The organism is Pseudomonas nitroreducens NBRC 12694 (genome assembly GCF_002091755.1).
Lineage (GTDB): Bacteria > Pseudomonadota > Gammaproteobacteria > Pseudomonadales > Pseudomonadaceae > Pseudomonas > Pseudomonas nitroreducens.
In genome coordinates this window covers 17,767-39,478 of sequence record NZ_BDAI01000016.1, presented here as the reverse complement: position 1 = coordinate 39,478, position 21,712 = coordinate 17,767, and the positions used below count along the sequence as shown (strand labels likewise).

At 66.9% G+C, this 21,712-nt stretch carries 10 protein-coding genes; 7 read left to right on the top strand and 3 right to left on the bottom strand.

What is annotated here, in order from left to right; translation table 11 throughout:
- The first annotated feature begins 405 nt into the window (after positions 1–405).
- Complete coding sequence (locus PNI01S_RS25675; protein WP_024764711.1) at positions 406–696, top strand: putative quinol monooxygenase; 291 nt, start codon at positions 406–408, stop codon at positions 694–696.
- A 1-nt stretch (position 697) separates the two neighbouring features.
- On the opposite strand, the gene PNI01S_RS25670 is transcribed toward PNI01S_RS25675, so the two are convergent.
- Together PNI01S_RS25670 and PNI01S_RS25665 are read right to left on the bottom strand one after the other, a co-directional pair.
- Positions 698–1,486 carry an SDR family NAD(P)-dependent oxidoreductase gene (locus PNI01S_RS25670; RefSeq protein ID WP_024764710.1) on the bottom strand — a complete coding sequence of 263 codons (789 nt, stop codon included), beginning with the start codon at positions 1,484–1,486 and terminating at the stop codon, positions 698–700.
- Positions 1,487–1,582: 96 nt separating this feature from the next.
- Positions 1,583–3,136, bottom strand: coding sequence for a mechanosensitive ion channel family protein (locus PNI01S_RS25665; protein ID WP_052239104.1), 1,554 nt, complete (start codon positions 3,134–3,136; stop codon positions 1,583–1,585).
- 376 nt (positions 3,137–3,512) lie between these two features.
- Between PNI01S_RS25665 and PNI01S_RS25660 the strand changes: the two genes are divergently transcribed.
- The 5 genes from PNI01S_RS25660 to PNI01S_RS25640 are packed head-to-tail and all read left to right on the top strand — an operon-like array spanning position 3,513 to position 19,871.
- Positions 3,513–14,078, top strand: coding sequence for a VCBS domain-containing protein (locus tag PNI01S_RS25660; protein ID WP_084359681.1), 10,566 nt, complete (start codon positions 3,513–3,515; stop codon positions 14,076–14,078).
- Positions 14,079–14,116: 38 nt separating this feature from the next.
- Positions 14,117–15,667 carry a TolC family protein gene (locus tag PNI01S_RS25655; RefSeq protein WP_024764709.1) on the top strand — a complete coding sequence of 517 codons (1,551 nt, stop codon included), beginning with the start codon at positions 14,117–14,119 and terminating at the stop codon, positions 15,665–15,667.
- The gene (locus PNI01S_RS25650; RefSeq protein WP_084359680.1) at positions 15,648–16,433 is read left to right on the top strand and encodes an efflux RND transporter periplasmic adaptor subunit; all 786 of its coding nucleotides are present in this window, start codon (positions 15,648–15,650) and stop codon (positions 16,431–16,433) included. The genes PNI01S_RS25655 and PNI01S_RS25650 overlap by 20 nt, the downstream gene beginning before the upstream one ends.
- Positions 16,426–17,766 carry an efflux RND transporter periplasmic adaptor subunit gene (locus PNI01S_RS25645; protein WP_065084371.1) on the top strand — a complete coding sequence of 447 codons (1,341 nt, stop codon included), beginning with the start codon at positions 16,426–16,428 and terminating at the stop codon, positions 17,764–17,766. Before PNI01S_RS25650 ends, PNI01S_RS25645 begins: the two co-directional genes overlap by 8 nt.
- A 5-nt stretch (positions 17,767–17,771) precedes the next feature.
- Complete coding sequence (locus PNI01S_RS25640; RefSeq protein ID WP_084359679.1) at positions 17,772–19,871, top strand: site-2 protease family protein; 2,100 nt, start codon at positions 17,772–17,774, stop codon at positions 19,869–19,871.
- Positions 19,872–19,943: 72 nt separating this feature from the next.
- Here PNI01S_RS25640 and panB read toward each other — a convergent pair whose 3' ends face one another.
- On the bottom strand, positions 19,944–20,768 hold the full coding sequence (panB, locus tag PNI01S_RS25635) for a 3-methyl-2-oxobutanoate hydroxymethyltransferase (RefSeq protein WP_084359678.1): 825 nt from the start codon (positions 20,766–20,768) through the stop codon (positions 19,944–19,946).
- An 86-nt stretch (positions 20,769–20,854) separates the two neighbouring features.
- Between panB and PNI01S_RS25630 the strand changes: the two genes are divergently transcribed.
- On the top strand, positions 20,855–21,649 hold the full coding sequence (locus tag PNI01S_RS25630) for an AraC family transcriptional regulator (protein ID WP_024767246.1): 795 nt from the start codon (positions 20,855–20,857) through the stop codon (positions 21,647–21,649).
- The last annotated feature ends 63 nt before the right edge of the window (positions 21,650–21,712 follow it).

Here is a 21,712-nt window from a genome sequence, read left to right as displayed (position 1 = left end):
CCCCTCACCCCAGCCCTCTCCCTCAGGGAGAGGGGGCCGCCCGAGCCAGCTGACGCTGAGGTTTCATCCTGCACCGAACGGTCCCCTCTCCCTTTGGGAGAGGGTTAGGGTGAGGGCCGACCCAAGCGCAGAAGCATCTCGTAGGAGCGGACTCTGTCCGCGATCGATTTCCGACCATTCCAGGCCCGCCGGTAGCACATCGCGAACGAAGTCCGCTCCTACGCTCCCGATAGCATCGCAGCGCGCAGCGGAAGGATTGGTCCAACGGTTTTCCCGGGAATTGGCAGTTCATGCGCAGGCGGTGCGGCCGTAACCTTCCAGCGTCGGTTTTGAAAGCCGGTTCCGGCCTTTACCGGATGCCGGCGCCAGGGCCCAATGGCCATCCATTGCAGAAGGAGCCCCGCCATGTCCCCGTCCGCCATTGCCATCGTCCGCGTCCAGGCATTCCCCGGCCAGGCCAGCGCGCTGGGTTCCTACCTGGGCGAGCTGCTCGAACAGGTGCGCCGCCAACCGGGCTGTCAGTCCGGCGAGCTGCAGGCGCTGGCCGCCGACCGCTGGCAGGTATCGACCTGCTGGGCCAGCCAGGCCGAGCTGGAGGCACACCTGTCCGGCCCGAAGGCTCAACAGTGGCTGGGCCAGCTCGGCAGTGGTGAACTGGCGCTGGGGCTGGAGTTCGAGAGCCACAGCGTCGAGTGATTCAGAACGGCGAGCGCACCACGCCGCCGTCCACCCGCAATGCCGCGCCATTGGTGGCCGACGAGGCCTCGGAGCAGACGTAGACCACCAGGTTGGCCACCTCTTCCGGGCGCGCGAAGCGCTGCAGCAGGGAGCTGGGCCGCGCACTGCGGAAGAACTCGGCCTCGAACTCCGCGAACGGCTGGCCGCCGGAGAGTTTCTCGACGAATTCGTTGACGCCCTCCGAGGCGGTCGGCCCCGGCAGCACCGCGTTCACTGTCACGCCGGTGCCCGCGCAGGTCTCCGCCAGCCCGCGGGACAGGCTGAGCTGGGCCGTCTTGGTGACGCCGTAGTGGATCATCTCCACCGGGATCACCATGCCACTCTCGCTGCTGATGAATACCACCCGGCCCCAGTTCTTCTGCTTCATGCCCGGCAGGTAGGCGCGGGACAAACGGACACCGGAGAGCAGGTTGACGTCGAGGAAGCGCACCCAGTCCTCGTCCGGGATGTCCTCGAAGGGCTTGGGGTCGAAGATGCCGAGGTTGTTCACCAGTACATCCACCGCCGGATAGCGCTTCACCAGCGCAGCAACCTGCTGCGGATCGGAAAGATCGCCGGCGAATCCTTCCACCTTGGCGTCCGCCTGAGTGGAGCGGATGCGCCCCAGCGCCTCGTCCACGGAAGCCTGGCTGCGGCCATTGACGATCACCCTCGCCCCTTCGCGGGCCAGGCCCTGGGCAATGGCGAAACCGATGCCCTTGGTCGAACCGCTGACCAAGGCGAGCTTGTCGGACAAATGCAGGTTCATGGGGTGTCTCCGGGGCGGAAGTATGGGGCGGGCGCGACATCGCAACCTGGGCCCGTGGACGGATCAGGATAGATGAAGGCCCGCAAGGCGCAGGCCTCAGTGGTCGGAAGGCGTTTCAGGCTTCGCCGGCGCTGCGTGCCAATGCTCCCTGGGGACCCATTTCGCTTCCTGCGGATCGCCCAGGTAATGCGGCGACATGATCTGCACGCCGTACTCGTTGAACACGTCCTGGATATTCGCGTGCAGTACGCTCAGCAGCAGTGCGCGCGGTCGCGGCTCGCTGGGGATGGCCTGGGCGACCAGGCGGTATTCGGGGTAGAAGTCCGACAGCGCGGTCTGGAATACCTGCGGCGCCGGGGTTTGCAGGATCCCGTCGGTGCGCCGCGCCGCTTCGATCAGCATCGCCTCCACCTGCCGCCACGGGGTGTCATAGCCAATGGTGACCACGGTATCCACTACGTAGCCTTGGCCCTGGACGATGCGCGAATAGTTGCGTGTCACGGAGCCGGTGATCATCGAATTGGGCAGCGTCAGCACCTCGCCCAGGCCGGTGCGGATGGTGGTATTGAAGACACCGACCTCGGTCACAGTGCCTTCGTTGTCGCCAATGCGGACGAACTCGCCCACCCGCAGCGTGCGCGAATAGGTGAGGATCAGTCCCGAGGCAGCCTGGCCTATCACACTGGACGCACCGAGGGAAATCATCAGGCCGACCAGCACCGACAGGCCCTTGAAAGCCTCGGTGCCGGAGCCGGGCAGGTATGGGTAGGCCATGACAATGGCGAACAGCCAGATCGCCAGGGAGGTCAGCCGCGTGGTCGGCTGCAGGGTTTCCTCGGTCAGCCAGCGCAGGTTGCCCGGCCTTGCCATGCGTTGCAGCACATGACGGGAGAAGCCGCTGATGGCGCGGGCGATGATCAGGATGCACAAGGCGACTGCCAACCCCGGCAGCGCATCCAGCATGCCGTTGATCAGGTACCGCGCGAGGTTGACCAGATGCACATTGAGGCTCTCGCCCCAGGGCCGGGTATAGGGGAAGCGCGACAGCACGAAGCTCAGCCACTGGTAGCTGAAGAGGAACACCAGCAGCCAGTAGACCAGCCAGATCAACCGGCCCACCAGGTAATAGAGGTAGCGGCTGCCCAGCAGGGGTGTCTGGCCGACCTTGAGACGGCCGCTGTGCCGGCTCATCACGTCGGGCAGGCGATCCAGCAGTTTGCCCCGCACATAACCGACGCCGCGCAGCAGCAACAGGTAGGCCAAGGTGGCCACCGCCGCCAGTCCCAGCGCGCTGAGCAGATAGCGCACGCTGCCCGCTTCGCGATTCTCGGCCACCGCGAGGCGCAGGTTGCCCGCGGCCGCCTCCGCGGCGGCACGCACCGAACTGCCCGGCGGGTCGACATCCTCGGGCGAAACGATAAAGGCTCGGCTATAGCCGAGCAGGACCATGTAGCTGTCCTGGATCGGGTCGAGATTCACCTTCAGCTCATCGCCACCCTGCAGGGCTTCCTCGATGGTCGCCTTGGCGCGGTGCGCACGCACCTGCGGTGACTCGCCGAGCAGCGTGGCGCGGAACACCAGGATGCGGCGATTCTCGACTTTCAGCTCCGCCGCGGCATCGTCGGCAGCGCGGACCGCCGTAGCCGGCATTTCGGCGGCGACGCTGGTCTGCCCCCACACCCCTGCCAGCCATACCAACAGCAGACATCTGCCCAGCATTTTCCCCATCCCCAACCCCCGGCGCTCCGGCGCCCTGTTCCGGTCTCTCATGGTCCGCTCGCTGAAGCGTAGCCAAAGTCGGAATAGGCGTCTGACGGACGGCGAAATGCCACTCTGCCAGACCATTCATCCGGAAGCCGCGTACAGCGTAGGAACCAGCGATGGGCTGTAAGACTCCTGTTACTTACCTGTCGCTTATGTCGCTGTTCTGCTTGCGATAATTCGGAATGGTACTAGCGTCAATTGCGTAAGCAGATATGCGTAGGACTGCTTTTTCTCTCGATATTGATCAGCCGGAATTAGGGAAATGCAGGCCAAGTATCGTTCGAAGCTTTTCCAGCCCGCCACCCACGCGCTCGCGCTGGAGCAACGCATTCTTTTCGATGGTGCCGCTGCGGCCGCCGTCGACCAGCAGCACCACGACTCCAGTACGGGAGCCGAGGCCAAGGACACGGCCAAGCCGGCCACGGCTGTCGAGGCTCGGGCCCAGGCGGCGGCGCCCGCGCAGGCCGCGCCGCGCAACCTGGTGGTCATCGATGCTCGCCTGGAGAACCGTGACCAGCTGGCCGCCAACCTGCCGGTGGGCACCACCGCCCTGGTAGTGGATGCCGGCCAGGACGCCATCGCGGCAATCAGCAGCGCGCTGGCGCAACTGGGCAAAGTCGACTCGATCCAGATCTTCTCCCACGGCGCCACCGGCCAGTTCACCCTCGGCAACCAGACCTTCACCCGCCAGAGCGTCGATCAGCTCGGCGATCGCCTCAGCGCCTGGCGCGGCGAACTCAATGCAGGGGCGGATATCCAGTTGTACGGCTGTGACGTGGGTTCGGGCAGCGCCGGTCAGGCGCTGGTCAACGAACTGGCGCGCTGGACCGGCGCGGATGTCGGCGCCTCCAGCAATGCCACCGGCGCTACCCGCGCCGGCGGCGACTGGAACCTGGAAGTGCGCGCAGGCGATGTCGACAAGACCATCGCCCTGAGCGCCAGCACCCTGACGGACTTCCAGGGCCTGCTGGCCAATGCCAGCCCCACCGTAGCCATGGGCAGTGGCGGCGCGGCGGTGCGCCTGGGCGATACCTTCACCTTCGACGTCATCTTCAGTAACCCCTCCACGCAGGTCGGCTACGCCCCCTACATCGACCTGTTCATGCCGGCCACCGGCCGCGACGGCAACGACGGCGCCACCTTCGTTTCCGCCAGCTACCTGGGCCAGTCCGTGAAGAGTTTCGTCGTCACCTTCGACGGCAGCGGCAACGCCACCCATCCACTGGCCAAGGACGCCAATGGCAACGCCCTGGTGATCAACGCCGCCAGCGTCGGCATGAAGCCGGGCGACCAGATGGTGGTGCTGCAATTACCCTACGCCAGTGTCACCGTCGGCCAGCCGGCCATCGACATCCAGGTCACCGCGCAGTTGAGCAACCTGGCCGATACCAGCTATTCCGACGGCGCGCCGAACCTCACCATCAACGCCCGCGGCGGCTTCGAATACGGCAACGACTCGCTGAACAACCCCGCGCAGGATCCGACCCTGGTGGAAGCCGCGCTGCACAGCTTCGTGGTCACCCCGACCCTGCTGTCGGTCACCCAGACGGTGGATATGCCCGAGGGCGAAACCGTCACCGGCCCGAACTTCACCCGCACCGAAACGGTCACCGTGACCCCGGCCCCCGGCCAGACCCTGACCAACGTGACGGTCACCCAGACGGTACCCGACCAGGTACATGTCAGCTCCATCACCCCCGGCGCTGGCGGCACCCTGTCCTCGATCACCCTGCATGACGGCACCGTGCTGACCGACCCGGCGCTGATCGCCGCGGCCCTGAACAATCCCAATGCCTTCGTCGCCAGCTACACCATCCATTACGACACCCTGAGCGCCGCCAGCACCACCTCGGTCGGCTTCTACGTCCCGGAGATCGACGCCGCCGGGCGGCCGGTGCTCGATCCGACAACCGGCAATCCGCGCACCATAACCTTCGGCACCGCGACCGTGAGCGGCGACTGGAATCCGCTGGACCCGCGCGACCGCCCGATCGACCCGGACGGCTACCCCTTTACCGTGACCGGCAACGGCGCGGGTGTCGCCTTCGTCGCCAAGTCCATCACCCTGCTCAAGACGGTGAACCTGCAGACCGATGTCGGCACCCCCGGCATCACTCCCGGCGATACCCTGCGCTACACCATGGATGTGGCCATTTCCGACTTCTACGCCTTCGGCAAGAACATCCTCGGCCAAGGCCGCTTCACCATCACCGACCAACTCAGCGACGGCCAGACCTTCTCCGCCGCCAACGCGCCAAGCATCGTCATCCAGCAACACGGTGGATCGCAGGTGATCCCGGTGATCTACACCGCCACGGTGAACGCCGATGGCAGTACCACGCTGGTCTTCGATATCGGTGCCTCCATTGCCGCCGCCGTGCAGGGGCCGGGGCTCTACGCGCTGTTCGGCGATCTCTGGGACGGCGACATCCAGGAAGGCGCCACGCGGTTGTCCGTCGTCTATGACGCGATCATCGACACCACCTACACCTCCGACCACCCGCCCCACGACCAGCTCAACGAGGGCGACAGCGTCAGCAACAATGCGCTGGTGGATGCCACCGTGCTACGCGACGCGCTGAACACCGGCGGCGAGCAGACCGACGGCTCCAGCACCACCAGCACCATCAAGACCTCCAACATCGATATCCAGCTCACCCAGGTCAACGGCGGCGCACCGCCGGGCAACGGTGAGCTGCGCCCTGGCGACGTGGTGACCTTCACCATCACCTATGACCTGCTGGTGGCCGATTACGAGAACTTCACCCTGACCGCCTACCTGCCGCTGCCGCTGCTCGCCTCGCAGGTCACCGAGTGGACCCAGGGCACCGGCGTGGGCCAATGGACCTTCGGCGCCGGCAACACCATCGGCGATGTACCGGACAGCGTGCGTACCGGTGCCGGCAATTCGATCATCTTCAACTTCGGCAACTACGCTTCCGGCGGCCTGAATGGTGGCCGGGTGCAGGTGCAGTTCACCATGGTCGTGGGCGACCAGCCCTTCGCCGACCAGCGCGAACTGGACGTCCTGGCGCAATCCAGCCAGACCACCACCATCGACAAGACAGTGCTGATTTCCTCGGATGTGGCGGTCATCGAGTCGGTGGCCGAACCGGTGCTGGATATCAAGCACGGCGTGGTTTCCAGCACCAATGGCACGGTCACCGGCACCACCGGCACCTGGGCCCAGCCGGGTACCACGGGAGTACCCTTCAGTGGCAGCGTCACCAGCCTCGCGGCGGTGGACGGCAACGTCAGCGGCATCGACGGCGCCGACACCCTGCGCCTGGCCACCGCGATCAAGAATACCGGCGGCGGCGGCGCTTTCGACGTCGCCACCAGCATCACGCTGCCCGGCGGGCTGGCCTTCGTCGGCGGCAGTCTCGCGACGGCCAACCTGCAGATCCATCGCGGCGACGGCACCCTGCTGGTGCTGGGCGTCGACTACAGCGTCAGTGGCAACAGCATCACCTTCCTCGACGCCAATAACCAGGCCACCCTGCTCGCCGGCCGCGCCGGCACCGCCAACGATGTCTCCGGCGCCAACGTCGTGGTGATCACCTACGACGTTACCGTGGACAACGCCATCCTCGCCTCGCGTACGCTGCAGACCAGCGCCGCGCTGACCAACTATGCCAGCGTGAACGGCGGCCAGGACTTCACCCCGGTGGACATCGTCGAGGTCGCCAACCAGCAGGTGGCGGCGCCGACCATCACCAAGACCTACCAGAACGGCAGCCTAACCGACGACGACTCCAGCGCCGGCCACACCAGCGGCAGCAACCTGGTGATCGGCGAGAAGATGACCTACGACATCGTCGTCACGCTGCCCGAAGGCGGCACCGCCAACCTGCGTCTTTCCGACCTGATCCCGCCCGGCCTGCGCCTGGACCTCTCGGCCTTCGGCGGCGCCGGCTACCAGATCATCACCACGGTCGCCGGTAGCGGCGCACTGGGCCAGGACTTTGCCGGCAACGTCAATGTGCTTACCTTCAGCGGCGACGGCAGCGATGGCGGCGACCTCAACCTGGTGTTCAGTGCCGCCGGCTCCACGGCAGACAACAACGTCGCCAACAACGCCTTTGTCATCCGCCTGGTGCTGGTGGCGAGCAACGTGCAGGGCAACCAGCAGGGTGTGACCCTGAACAACGGCGCGCAGATCACCTACAGCGACCCCGATGGAGATACGCCCAACGGCGCCACGGCGGTGGATCGCACAGTCACCAGCGCGCAGCAGCCCTCGGTGAGCATCGTCGAGCCGACCCTCACGGTGACGCAGAAGGTCAACTCCACCCCCACCTTCGGCGGTTTCGACGAAGGCGATACGGTCACCTTCGACATCACCATCGAAAACACGTCCGGGATCAATGCCTTCGACCTCAGCCTGCTGAACATCCTGCCCACGCAGATGGACAACATAGTGATCACCGGCATCGTCTACAGCGGCGGCGCCACAAACAATACCGGCGTGGACTTCATCATCCAGAACGGCCAGCTGGTTACCGCCAATGGCGCGAACATCGACATCGCCAACGGCGGCAAGATCGTCATCTCCCTGTCAGGCGTGGTGAACGCCACGGCAGCCGGCCAGGCGGTCATTTCAAACAACGTCGTGGTGCGCTGGACCAGCCTGGACGGCCTGAGCAACACCACCGACACCGGCGCCGGCGAACGCGGCGGCGACGATGGACTGCTCAATTCCGGGGTGCTCAACGACTACCGGCAGATCAACACACTGTTCATTCCCGTCACCAACGGCATCCAGGTCTCCCGCGTCGGCGGCCTCGATGCCACGCCACCGGCCACCAATTCCTCCGGTGCCACTGACACCGCCGGCCTGGAGGAAACCGTGGTGGTCGGCGAGATCATCCGGTACCGCGTGGCAGTCGTGGTACCCACCGGCGACAACCCCAACTACCAGATCCGCATCGAACTGGCTCCCGGCCTGGAATTCATTCCCGCCGATCTCAACAATATCCTGATCGCCCTGGGCTCCAGCGCCATCGGCGGGCTTAGCACCGACGCCACCGACCTGATCAGCGGCGGTACCCTGGGCATGGTCGGCAACCAGAACAGCGAGGTGTCACTACCGATCCACCCTGACCTGTCCGGCGACAAGCCCACCGGCATATTCAACATCAACAGCGGGCGCCTGCAGATTTCCCCTGATGGCCGGACCATCACCTTCAACCTGGGCAACCTGACCAACACCGAGGTGAACGATGGCGATATCGAAGGCGTGATCCTGGAATTCAACGTCCGGGTCGCCAACATCGCCAGCAACCAGTCCGGAGCCCAGTTGGGCATGAATGTGTTCGAACACGTCGGCGCCGGTGCCGGGGTCGATCGCGGCCACAGCGCCACGATCTTCGAGCATGTGGTGGAGCCGAGCTTCACCGGCATGGATAAGTCGGTCATCGACATCGCCGCCGGCAGTGTGGCGGGCACGACCAACGCCACCGTCTCCGTCAGCTTTACCCAGAATGGCGAAGTACCGGCCTACAACGTCGTGCTGCGCGACCAGTTCCCCAGCGGCAGCGACTACGCGATCCAGAGCATCGTCATCAACGGTACCAGCTACACCACCGGCAACCTGCCGGCGGGCGTCACCGCCAGCGTGGTGGGCGGCCAGGTGGTGCTCAACTTCGACCAGCTGAACGTCAACGACAAGGTGCAAGTGGTCTACAGCGTCACGCTGCCCAACACCATCGTTCCCGACGATGCCAACAGCTCCGCGGTGCTGACCTGGACCAGCCTGCCCACCAGCTTCGAGAACGCCGGCTGGGGCGGCTCGCGGCCACTGACCGCCGGCGGCGTCGATGGCGAACGCACCGGCCAGGACGGCGTCGGCGGGCTGAACAACTACATCCTCAGCGACGGCGCCGGCATGGGCGTGGTGCGGGGCACCCTGTGGGATGACACCCGGTCGGCCACCAACAGCGTGACGCCTGACGGCCCCGGCCTGGGCGGCATCGGCGTGACCCTGACCTGGGCCGGCGACGACGGCGTGTTCGGCAACGCCGACGACCGTACCTTCAGCACCACGACGGCCGCCGACGGCACCTACCAGTTCGCCATCCTGCCCTCGGGCAACTACCTGGTGGCCGTGGCGCAGAACTTCGCCCAGGCCAGCAACAACCGCTTCCACGTTCGCGTGGATACCGACACCGGAACGGCCACCGTCGGCCTGGGCAACATCAACCTGAACCTGGGCGAAGGCGCCATCGGCATCGCCAATGCCGGCTACGTGCATATCAACGAAGCGCCGATCAACACCGTCGCCGACCAGCATGGCCAGGAAGACACCGTACTGCACATCGTCGGCCTGGCCACCAGCGACGTGGACGTCAATGCCGGCAACGCCAACGGCGTCATGACCGTGACCCTCACCGTGATGCACGGGGTGCTCTGGCAGACAGGGACGGCACCGGGCCCCAACGACACGCCGCCCGCGGGCGCCGGTCGCAGCCTCGTGCTCACCGGCACCCTGCAGCAGATCAACGTGCTGCTCAGCCAGATCTACTACAAGGGCGACCAGGACTTCAACACCGGCAGAAACGTCGAAGTCCTGACCATGGCCACCAATGACCAAGGCAATTTCGGCGACGCGGACAACGATGGCATTCCCGGCGAAACAGTCGAAGACGCGCTGGTGGCCATCAACACGATGAACATCGTCATCGACCCGGTGAACGATGCGCCTGTGGCCCACCCCGACCTCGCCATCGCCATCGAAGCCGGCGGCCTGAACAATGCCGACCCGGGCGTCGACCCGACCGGCAACGTGCTGGACAACGACACCGACGTCGACATCGCCACCAACGGCGACGTGCTCAAGGTCACCCGCGTGGAGAACTCCATCGGCGGTTTCGCGACCGTGGCGGCCTCCGGCGTAACCCCCCTTGCCGGCCGCTACGGCACGCTGTACATCACGGCCACGGGTGGCTTCCAGTATGTGGTCGACAACACCAACGCCGCGGTACAGGCCCTGCGTAGCGCCGGCGACGTGCTGCGCGACTCCTTCGGCTACTTCATCACCGATAGTGGCGGCCTCGGCAGCTCGACGTCCCTGACCATCGACATCCACGGCGCCAACGATACCCCGATTGCGCATAACGACGCCGGCACTGCCGTTGAGTCCGGCGGCACCAACAACGGCAGCCCCGGTGCGGATGCCATCGGCAACGTGCTGCTCAACGACACCGACGTGGACTCCACGGTCTACGGCGAGACCAAGGCCGTCAGCCTGGTGCGCTACGACGGCATCGGCGGCGGGCGCATCTTCCCGGTTGCTCCCGGCGCGCCGGCGACGCTGCCGGTCCTCTATGGCAGCCTGACGATGAACGCCGATGGGTCCTACCGCTACGTCGTCGACAACAGCAATCCTGTGGTCAATGCGCTGTCGCCCGGGGAAACCCTCACCGAGGTGTTCACCTATCAGGTCACCGACAAGGGTGGCCTGAGCGCCATCGCCACTCTGACCATCACCATCCAGGGCGCCAACGATGCCCCGGTGGCCGTGGACGACCACAACACCGCCACCGCAGGCGCCAGCGACGGCAGCCCGGCGCCGGTCAACGCCAGTGGCAACGTGATCACCGGCGCTCCGGGCACCGGCGTGGACACCGACGTCGACAACGCGGACAAGCCCAATGCCGACAGGCTCCGGGTTGATGGTGTGCGCTCCGGCCTGGAAACTGCCGGCGGCACGCTGACCACCGTCGCCGGGACGATCAGCATCACCGGCACCGCCGCACGGCTGGCCAACGGCACGATCATCAGCGGCAACTTTGGCCAGCTCACCATCGGCGTCGATGGTACCTACCTCTTCGAGGTGAACAGCGCCGACCCGGCCATCCGCGCGCTCACCGCCAACCAGTCCCTCGACGTGGTGTTCACCTACCGCATCCACGACAGCGGCGGCCTGACCGACCTGGCGCAACTGGTAATCAGCGTGACCGGGGTGAACGACCCACCCATCGTGCAACCGGTAGTGATCCACGCCACCGAGGCCGGCGGGCTGCTCAACAACGTTCCGGGCCTGGACCCAACTGGCAGCATTCGTGGCTCGTACACCGATCCGGATGGCGACGTCCTCACCATCACCGCGGTGGTCAGCCCCAGTGGCGCCAACGGTACCGTGGGAGCAGACCTGGCCGGCAATCACGGCACGCTGCTGCTCAATGCCGATGGCAGCTACCGCTTCCTGGTCAACAACCTCGACCCGGCGGTCCAGTCGTTGCGCACCTACAACGACACACTGACCGAGGTCTTCACCTACACCGTCAGCGATGGCCAGGGCAAATCCGTCACCCGAACCTTCACGGTGATCATCCACGGGCAGAACGACACTCCCATCGCCGCCGACGATACCGGCACCGCCATCGAAGCTGGCGGCACACTCAATACCACCCCTGGCGCTCCCGCTACCGGCAACGTTCTGCCCAACGACCTGGACGTGGACGGTGCCGCCTACGGCGAAACCAAGGTGGTCGATGCCGCACGCACCGGCGCCGAAGCCGCCGGCGGTACGCTCATCGACCTTGCCGCCAGCGGCGGCGTGATTGCCGGCAGCTATGGCACCCTGGTGCTCAATGCCAACGGCACCTACACCTACACGGTGAACGACAGCCTCGCCGCGGTGCAGGCACTCAAACTCGGCGACAGCCTGGTGGAAACCTTCACCTACCGCATGCACGATTCGGCGGGCGCCACGTCCATTGCCCAACTGACCATCACCATCGAAGGCCGCTACGACGCTCCGGTGGCCAACGACGACATCAACTACGCCGTGGCCAACCTCGACGGCAGCGGCGGGCGCAATCCTACCGGCAATGTCATCACGGGCTTGGGCGCACTGGGCGTCACGCTCGGCGCCGACACCGATGTCGATGCCGGCGACCACCTGGTGATCACCGGCATCGGAATCGGCGCCGAAAACCGCAATCCTCCGCTGACGCCGGTGCCCGCGGGCACCACCGGCGCCAATGGCCATACGATCCAGGGTCTGTTCGGCACCCTGGTGATCGGCGCAGACGGCAGTTACCAGTACTTCGTCGACAGCACCAATCCCACCATCGTCTCGCTCGGACCGCTGGCCTTCGCCATCGAGGCGTTCACCTATCAGGTGACCGATGACGGTGGCCTCAACGACCAGGCAACACTGTTCATCATCATTCGCGGGCGCAACGACCCACCCGTGACCGAGCCGGACTTCGGAACTGCCGTGGAGGATGGCGGCCTGCACAACAACGTGCAGGGCAGCAACCCGTCCGGCAACGTCCTGGCCAACGACACCGACCCGGACACCATCACCAGCATTCCCCAGGACGTGATGCACGTGGTGGCGTTCTGGACCGGCGACCGCCCGCTGCCGGCCGACGCCAGCGCACCCGGACAGACACTGCGCGGCCAGTACGGCACGCTGACGCTGAACCAGGACGGCAGTTGGAGCTATGAGCTCGACAATACGCTGCCTGAGGTCGAAGCCCTGCGCGCCAGCGGCCAGACCCTGCAGGACAAGTTCACCTACCTCGGCGCGGACATCTGGGGCGGCGCCACGCCCGGCCTGCTGACCATCACCATCGACGGCCGCAACGACACGCCCATCGCCAGTGACGATACCGCCACCGCCGTCGAGGCTGGCGGCGTGAACAATGGCACCCCCGGCGTCGACCCGCGCGGCAACGTGCTGGATAACGACACCGATGTCGATGGCGTGCAGTACGGAGAGACCAAGACCGTGGTCCATTACACCGGCGAGAATGGCAACACCGTCAGCGCCGGCCAGGTGCTCCAGGGGCTCTACGGCAAACTGACGATCAACGCCGACGGCAGCTACCAGTACGTCGTGGACAACGCCAACCCGACGGTGCAAGCCCTGCGCACCGCCGGCGAAACCCTTCGCGAAGTGTTCACCTACCGCATGCGCGACACTGCCGGCGCAACTTCGGACGCCCGCCTGACTGTCACCATCCGGGGCGCCGACGACAACCCGGTAGCCCGCGACGACAGCAATGTTGCCAGCGACGAAACCCCGGCGCCGCAGGCCAGCGGCAATGTGCTGCCCAACGACAGCGACGTGGATGGCGGCGACCAGCTGACCGTCACCGGCATCCGCACCGGCGAGGAAACCGCCAGTGGCACAGCCGGTGTCATCGGCCAGCCCATTGCCGGTCGCTACGGCACGCTCGTATTGAATGCCGACGGCAGCTACACCTACACCATCGACCTGAGTAATCGCGAAGTCCTCGCCGCTGCGGGCCTGGGGCAGATCCTCAAGGACTATTTCACCTACACCATCAGCGACCTGGCCGGCCTTACCGACCAGGCGCAGCTGACCATCACCCTGAACATCGCCACGCCCTACATCCCGCCGGGGCCGCACTTCGACCGCTTCGGCGACGACGGCTACCCGCGTGATCGGATACCCGACGTCGACCCGGCGATCTTCGTGCAGCCGGTGGTCGAGCGCATCGACGAGCGCCTGTCGCTCTCCGGCTGGGGCGCCGACGGCAGCAACGTCGAGTTCTTCGCCACGCCGGAGATCGAAAGCCCGTCGCTGGGTGCGCAACTGGGCCAGGTGAAGGGCCAGTTCGTCGCCCGCGCCGTCGCCGAAAGCCGCCGTGCGGCAGCCCTGGACAACAACTGGGTCGATGGCCGCCACGGCGTCATCAGCCTGAGCGCCGACGGCCTGCTGCCCGATCCCTCGCTGTGGGCGCCCTTCCCCGCCGACATGGTGGGCAAGGCGGAAAAACCCGCGCAGACCGCACCGGGCTTCCGTGCCCAGCTGCGTGAGGCCGCCCAGCGCCGGAGCGGTGGCCAATGAGGAACATGCGACCCATTCAGATCGATCAAGGACAGAACATGCCCGCCTATGCACTGAAATGCCTGAGCGCCACCATCACCGTGAGTATTCTGCTCAGCGCCTGTTCGGCGTTCGAGCCCAAGCCTTACACCGAGGAGGAAATGCGCCAGCGGGTGATCGAGGACCAGGCACGGATGTACAAGGAGCAGGAACCGGTCGGCGGGCCGATCACCTTCTACGAAGCCTCCGCGCGCGCGTTGAAGTACAACCTCGACTACCGCCTCAAGCTGCTGGAAAGCGCGCTGGCCTCCGACCTGCGCGACGTCACCAGCCACGAGATGCTGCCGCGGGTGGTCGCCTCCGCCGGCTATGCCGGGCGCAACAACGACTCGGGCGGCACCTCCATCGGCATCGAGGACCGCCAGGTCAGCTTGCGGCCCTCGACGTCCGAGGAGCGCTACCGCCAGCTCTACAGCCTCGGCCTGTCCTGGAGCCTGCTGGACTTCGGCGTCGCCTACTACCGCACCCAGCAGAAGAACGACCAGATGCTGATGGCCGAGGAGCGCCGCGAGAAGGTCGCGCAGAACGTCCTGCAGGACGTGCGCAACGCCTACTGGCGCGCCCTGGGCGCCCAGCGCCTGCTGCCGGAAGTGGACGGCCTGCTGATGCGCACCCACCGCGCCCTGACCTCCGCCCGCGAGGCCGAAGGCAAGGGCCTGCTGCCGCGCCAGGACATCCTCGCCTACCAGCGCGCCCTGCTCGACTCGGTATACATGCTCACCGTGCGCCGCCAGGACCTGGAATTCGCCCGCGCCGAGCTGGCCGCGCTGATGTCGCTGCCGCCGAACACGAAAATGGTCCTGGCCGACGTCGGCGAACAGCCGCTGCCGCTGGTGACCAACAACATCGACCAGCTGGAACGGCTCTCCCTGGAGCGCCGCCCGGAAATCATGGAGGAGTGGTACCGCAAACGCGTCGACATGAACGACCTGAAGATCGCCAAGGCCCAGCTGTGGCCCAACGTGAGCTTCAACTACGGCTACGAGTACGACTCCAACAAGTACCTGTACAACAACGACTGGAACCAGACCGGCATCAACGTCTCGATGAACCTGCTGCGTCTGGCGCAGTACCCGGACATCAAGGCCGCCGAGGCGAGCCAGGAGAAGACCGACGACATGCGCCGCACCGCGCTGTCCATGGCCATCCTCACCCAGGTCCGGGTCGGCCTGCTGCGCTACCAGCTGGCGCGCCAGGAAGTGGAGTTCGCCGACGAGAGCCTGCGCGTCGACCAGAGCCTGCTCAGCTATGCGCAGTCCGCCCGTGGCGCCGCCCTGGGCAGCGAGCTGGAGCTGATCCGCGCCGAGGGTCGCTACCTGCTCTCGCGCTACCAGCGCGAGGCCGCCTACTCCGATGCCCAGGCCGCCTGGGGCCGCCTGTACAACTCGGTGGGCTTCGAGGTGATGCCCAAGGAGATCGAGAACCACGACGTGAAGACACTGGCCCGCGAGATCCAGCGCACCCTCGAACAGCAGACCAGCACCAACCTCCTCGCCAGCAGCACCCCGAGCAGTCAACAAGGAAGCGCCAATGCCGCACCTGCGCAGTAAACCGTCGTACCTGCTTCTCCCGTTGTGCCTGATGTTCCTGCAGCCGGCGCTGGCCGACGATGCCACCAGCGGCCTGCCGCCACTGCCCGACAGCCAGGACCCCGGCGCCATCCGCGTGCTGCTGGTCTCCGCCCTGGAAACCACTCTCTCAGCGCAGATGAACGGCACCCTTGGCGCGCTCAAGGCCAATCTGGGCGACAAGGTCGCCAAGGACACCGAGCTGGCCCAGCTCAACTGCGTCGAAGTCAACGCCCGCGCCAAGGTCGCCGCCGCCGAGCTGAACATGGCCCGCGCCAACCTCGCCGCCAAGCAGAACCTGCGCAAGCTCGACGCGGTGGGCGACCTGGAGGTCGCCATGGCCAATACCGAGCTGCAGAAGGCCGACGGCGCTCTCACCCTGGCGCGGGCGCAGGCCGGTTACTGCCTGGTCGATGCGCCCTTCTCCGGGCGTATCGCCAAGGTCTACGTCAAGCCGTACCAGACGGTTTCCGCCGGCACGCCGCTGTTCGACCTGGTCAGCGATGGCGCGCTGAAAGTGCGCCTCAACGTGCCCTCCTCGATGCTGCCCAACCTGCGCCCGGACATGCCGCTGGAGGTGGACATCCACGAGACCGGCAAGCACTACCCGGCCAAGGTCAGCGTGATCAACGCACGCGTCGACGCCGTGGCGCAGACCGTGGAACTTGAGGCGAAGCTGGATGCCAGCTACCCGGAACTGATCGCTGGCATGAGCGGGGTCGCGCGCTTCCCCGAAAGCCATGAGTGAGCTGCTGCCGCCACCCCAGCTGCTGCTGAGCCTGGCCAATGTACGCGACAGGGCGCTGGCGGCCGACTCCCTCGGCGGCCTGGCCTTCAGCATCGCCAACGACCTGTTTCCGTTGCTGCGCTTCCACCAGGCGCTGGTGTTCGCCTGCCACGACACGCGCAACGAACTGCTGGCGGTGTCCGGCCTGGCCAAGCCCACCGAGGATTCGCCCTACCTGGTCTGGCTGGAACGCGCCAGCCGCTGGGTTGCCACGCAATTGCCCGACGCCACGCCTGCCTGGCTGGCCCGTGACGCCACTGCGCCGCCGGCGGATATCGCCGAAGGCTGGGGCGAATGGTGGCCGGCCGGCCTCTGGTGCGTGCCGCTGCACGACCGTGCGGGCAAACGCCTGGGGCTGGTGCTGTTCCTCCTCGACGAAGCACCGGCGCGCAACCTGCAACCGCTGCTGCAAGGCATCTGGCAGACCTGGGCGCACGCCTGGGCCTCCTTCGGTCCGCGCAGCAAACTGCGCTACTGGCGGCCCAGCAAACGCCAGGTGCTGGTCGCCGTCATCGCGCTGGCCGCGCTGCTGCTGATCCCGGTGCGGCAGACGGCACTGGCACCGGCGGAGGTCGTCTCGCGCAACGCCCAGGTGATCAGCTCGCCGATCGATGGGGTCATCGTCAAGATGCTGGTTCGCCCCAACCAGAGCGTGGAGGTCGGTACTCCGCTCTTCGAGCTGGACGAAACCACCCTGCGCAGCCGCGCCGACGTGCTGAGCAAGGAAGTCGCGGTGGCCGATGCCGAGCTCATGGCCGCCAGCCAGCGGGCCTTCGACAATCCGCAGAGCAAGAGCGAACTCACGGTGCTCGATGGCCGCGCCCGCCAGCGCCGGGCCGAACTGGCCGCCGTGCAGGCGCAGCTCGCACGCACCCGCGTGCTCGCTCCGCGTGCCGGCGTGGCCGTGTACAGCGACCCCAACGACTGGCTGGGCAAACCGGTGGTCACCGGCGAGCGCATCCTGCAGATCGCCGACCCGAAGGCGCCGGGCATGCGCATCCAGCTGCCGGTCGCCGACGCCATAGCACTGGAGCCGGGGGCGAAGGTGGCGCTGTTCCTCACCGCCTACCCGCTCGACCCGCTGCATGGGGAAATCCTCGACACCAGCTACCAGGCCAAGCCCAGTGAAGAAGGCGTGGCCTCCTACCGCCTGCTGGCCAGCGTGCAGGACGCGCCGCCCCACGCCCGGCTTGGCCTGCACGGCACCGCCAAGCTCTATGGCGAACGTGTGGTGCTCGGTTACTACCTGCTGCGGCGGCCCCTGGCTTCGCTGCGCGCCTGGACAGGCTGGTAGCCTCGATGGAGATCGCCGCCGAAGACCTGCCCACCCCGCCCTTGCGTGACGACCTGCGCCTCGACGAAGCAGCCCCCGGCCCGGACGGCGAGCCGGTGTGGGTGATTCACGACAGCGTGCTCAACCGCTTCTACCGCATCGGCTGGCTGGAGTTCGAATGCCTGCTGCGCTGGGAGCAGACGCCCCGGCAGATCAGCGAGCAGATCGCCGAGCAGACCGCGCTCAAGCCCGAGGCCGAGCAGGTGCTGGGCTTTCGCCAGTTCCTCGAACAGCACCAGTTGCTCCGCCCCGGCGCCGAAGCCCTGGCGCGGCTCCAGGCTCGCAGCGAGGGCGGCTCCTGGATGAGCTGGAACTGGTGGCTACACCACTACCTGTTCTTCCGCATCCCGCTGATTCGCCCGCAGCGCTTCCTGCGCGCCATCGCCGGCAGCCTCGACTGGCTGTTCAATTGCTACGTGGCGATGCTGGTGCTGCTCCTGAGCCTCGCCGGCATCGTGCTGGTGACGCACCAGTGGGACACCTTCACCCATGACGTGGTGGAGTCCTTCTCCTTCGAGGGGCTGCTCAGCTTTGCCGCCGCCCTGGTGGTGGCCAAGACGCTCCACGAACTGGGCCACGCGCTGGTGGCGACGCGCCTGGGGTTGAAGGTGGCGCACATGGGCATCGCCTTCGTGGTGATGTGGCCGATGCTCTATACCGATACCGGCGAGAGCTGGAAGCTGCGCAGCAACCGCCAGCGCCTGGCGATCGCCAGCGCCGGGATCATCACCGAACTGGGGCTGGCCGGCCTCTCCACACTGGGCTGGGCGCTGGCCGATCCGGGCCCGTTGCGCAATGCGCTGCTGTACCTGGCGACCACCAGCTGGGCGCTGTCGCTGGCCCTGAACGCCAGCCCCTTCATGCGCTTCGACGGCTACTTCATCACCTCCGACCTGCTCGACTTCCCCAACCTGCACGAGCGCGCCGGCGCCCTGGCCCGCACGACACTGCGGCGCAACCTGCTGGGGCTGGACGAGCCCTGGCCGGAGCATTTCCCGACCGGCAAGCGCCGGGCGTTGGTGGCCTTCGCCTTTGGCACCTGGGTCTACCGCCTGCTGCTGTTCCTCGGCATCGCCGTGGCGGTCTATTACTTCTTCTTCAAACTGCTGGGGATCTTCCTGTTCGCCGTGGAAATCAGCTGGTTCATCGTTCAGCCCGTGTGGCGCGAACTCAAGGTCTGGTGGCAGCGCCGCGCGGAAGTGAAGCCGCGCCGCAAGCTGGTCTTTCTGGCCGTGCTCGGCGGCGTGCTGCTCCTGCTCGCCATCCCATGGCGCACCCAGGTGCACGCCATGGGCGTGGCCCGCGCGGCGCAGCAACTGCACGTCTATGCCCCCTTCCCGGCACTGCTGCGCGACCTGCGCCCTGGCGGCGCGGTCGGCCAGGGGGAAACGCTCGCGGTGATGGAAGAGCCCGACATCGCCGCCAAGGTGCGCGGCAGCGAAGCCGGCATCCGTGGCTACCAGGGCCGCCTGGCCGGCATGCTGGCCGACCCGTCCGGCCTCGCCGAGGAAGCCGTCACCCGCCAGCGCCTGGGTGTGGAGTACCAGCAGGCACGGGCCGCCCGCAATGAAATGGCGCGGCTGAACCTCCAGGCGCCCTTTGCCGGCCAGTGGCGGGACGTCAACCCGGACTGGAAACCCGGCCAGTGGATCAATACCCGCGAGCCCATCGGCGTACTGGTGGACCCGCGGCACTGGCTGGTGGATGCCTACGTCAAGCAGGACGAAGTGCAGCGCCTCACCGACGGCGGCCGCGTGCGCTTCTACCCCGAGGGCGTGCCCAGCCCCATCGAAGGCCAGGTGGTGCTGATCGGCACCACGCGCATCAGCCAGCTGGAGCAACCGATGCTCGCTTCGCGCTACGGCGGCCCGCTGAACGTCAACCCGCAGGGCGATACCCTGGTGCCCAACCCGGCGCTGTTCCATGTGCTGGTGAAGCTCGATGGCGCGCCGCCGGGCCTGCACGAGACCCGCGGGCACCTGCAGATCGAGGGCGCCAGGCGCAGCTGGCTGGGCGAAGGTTTCACCCGCCTGCTGGCGGTCGCCCTGCGCGAAAGCGGGTTCTAGCAGCCACCCTGCGGGAACGGGTCACCGCCGTGATCCGCCCGCAGGGACGAGCCCCGCTCCGGCGCCAGCGCGTCAATCCTTCGCCATCCCGAAGCAATGCCGCGCCTGCGGGAACTGCCGCTCGCGCACCTCGCGGGCAAAGCGTTGCGCCGCCGCCGAGATCAGCTCGTCCACCCGCACATACTGCTGCGCGAAGCGCGGAATCTGTTCGCCGGAAAGCCCCAGCATGTCCTCGCTCACCAGCACCTGCCCGCAGCAGGCAGGGGACGCGCCGATACCGATCACCGGGATCTCCAGCCGCTCGCAGACCTGTCGCGCCAAGGGTTCCAGCACGCCTTCGAGCACCACGCTGAACGCCCCGGCGGCTGCCACCGCTTCGGCATCGCGCAGCACCCGAGCCGCACCGGCTTCTTCCTTGCCCTGCACCTTGAAGCCGCCCAGGGCATTGACCTTCTGCGGCATCAGGCCGATATGCGCCATCACCGGAATGCCACGCTCGACCAGGAACGCAATGGTCTCGGCCATTTCCGCACCGCCCTCCAGCTTCACGGCCTGCGCGCCGCTTTCCGCGAGCACCCGCGCGGCGGCCAGGAAGGCCTGCTGCGGCGAGGCCTGGTAACTGGCGAAAGGCAGGTCCACCACCACGCAGGCGCGCTGGGAGCCACGGGCCACCGCGGCGCCATGGGCGATCATGGTGTCCAGGCTGACGGCCAGCGTGTCCGGCAGGCCGTAGAGCACCATGCCCAGCGAATCGCCCACCAGCAGTACGTCGACGTGCGGGTCGAGCAAACGCGCCATGGGTGCCGAGTAAGCCGTCAGCACGACCAGGCTGCCGGGCTCGCGGCGCTGGCGAATCTCCAGGGTGGACAGGCGTTGTTGCGGGCGATGGCTGCTCATGCGGTTTCCTCTTCACGGGCTGATATTGATCGGGGAAGACGCTACCATCGGCATCAAGTGGCCCACTTCCGTGAGAGAGACAAGCTATGCCGTCGACGGGACAGGTTCCTCTGGCGCTTCCCGGCTTCGCCGCCCTGCCCCGGCCGGTCTGGCTGCGCGCCTTCGACATGCCGGCCGGCCACAGCGTGGAGCCGCATACCCATCCCTGGGGCCAGCTGATGTACGCCGCCAGCGGAGTGCTGGAGGCCAGCACCGAGCAGCATGCCTGCCTCATCCCGCCCCGGCGCGCCATGTGGCTGCCAGCGGGGGTCACGCACAGCGTACGGGCACGCACCGCCGTGGTGTTCCGCAGTTTCTACCTGGCCCCGGAGATCGCCGCCGGGCTGGGGCCGTGCCGCGTCGTGGAGATTTCGCCACTGCTGGACAACCTCATCCAGCGCGCCAGCGAATTCGCCAGCGACTACCCCGACGAAGGGCCGGAAGCCCGGCTGATGCAGGTGCTGGTGGATGAGCTGCACAATGCGCCGGACTCCGGCCTGGACCTGCCGCTGCCGCGCGATGCCCGCCTGCGGCGGGTCACCGATCACCTGCAGGAACACCCCGGCGAGCGGCTGGGCATCGAAGACTGGGCACAGCGCGTCGGCGCCTCGCGGCGCACCCTGGCGCGGCTGTTCCGCGACGAGACCGGGCTGTCGTTCCGCGAGTGGCGCGAGCGGGTACGGCTGCTCGCGGCGCTGCCGAGGCTGGAACGCGGCGAGTCGGTCACGCTGATCGCGGGCGAGTTGGGCTATGAATCCACCTCGGCCTTCATCGAACTGTTCCAACGCCAGCTCAGGACCTCGCCAGGAGCCCTGGCGCGGCAGATGCGTGCGGGAAGCTGACACGAACCAACATGAGTAAATCTTATGTTCATCACGAGAACATTGAGTTTGTCTCATGAAGGC

What these genes read in the sequence shown, in the direction of transcription:
- PNI01S_RS25675 (WP_024764711.1), top strand. Translation starts at nt 406, where the DNA reads ATGTCCCCGTCCGCCATTGCCATCGTCCGCGTCCAGGCATTCCCCGGC.
- PNI01S_RS25670 (WP_024764710.1), bottom strand. Translation starts at nt 1,486, where the DNA reads ATGAACCTGCATTTGTCCGACAAGCTCGCCTTGGTCAGCGGTTCGACC.
- PNI01S_RS25665 (WP_052239104.1), bottom strand. Translation starts at nt 3,136, where the DNA reads ATGCCGGCTACGGCGGTCCGCGCTGCCGACGATGCCGCGGCGGAGCTG.
- PNI01S_RS25660 (WP_084359681.1), top strand. Translation starts at nt 3,513, where the DNA reads ATGCAGGCCAAGTATCGTTCGAAGCTTTTCCAGCCCGCCACCCACGCG.
- PNI01S_RS25655 (WP_024764709.1), top strand. Translation starts at nt 14,117, where the DNA reads ATGCCCGCCTATGCACTGAAATGCCTGAGCGCCACCATCACCGTGAGT.
- PNI01S_RS25650 (WP_084359680.1), top strand. Translation starts at nt 15,648, where the DNA reads ATGCCGCACCTGCGCAGTAAACCGTCGTACCTGCTTCTCCCGTTGTGC.
- PNI01S_RS25645 (WP_065084371.1), top strand. Translation starts at nt 16,426, where the DNA reads ATGAGTGAGCTGCTGCCGCCACCCCAGCTGCTGCTGAGCCTGGCCAAT.
- PNI01S_RS25640 (WP_084359679.1), top strand. Translation starts at nt 17,772, where the DNA reads ATGGAGATCGCCGCCGAAGACCTGCCCACCCCGCCCTTGCGTGACGAC.
- panB (WP_084359678.1), bottom strand. Translation starts at nt 20,768, where the DNA reads ATGAGCAGCCATCGCCCGCAACAACGCCTGTCCACCCTGGAGATTCGC.
- PNI01S_RS25630 (WP_024767246.1), top strand. Translation starts at nt 20,855, where the DNA reads ATGCCGTCGACGGGACAGGTTCCTCTGGCGCTTCCCGGCTTCGCCGCC.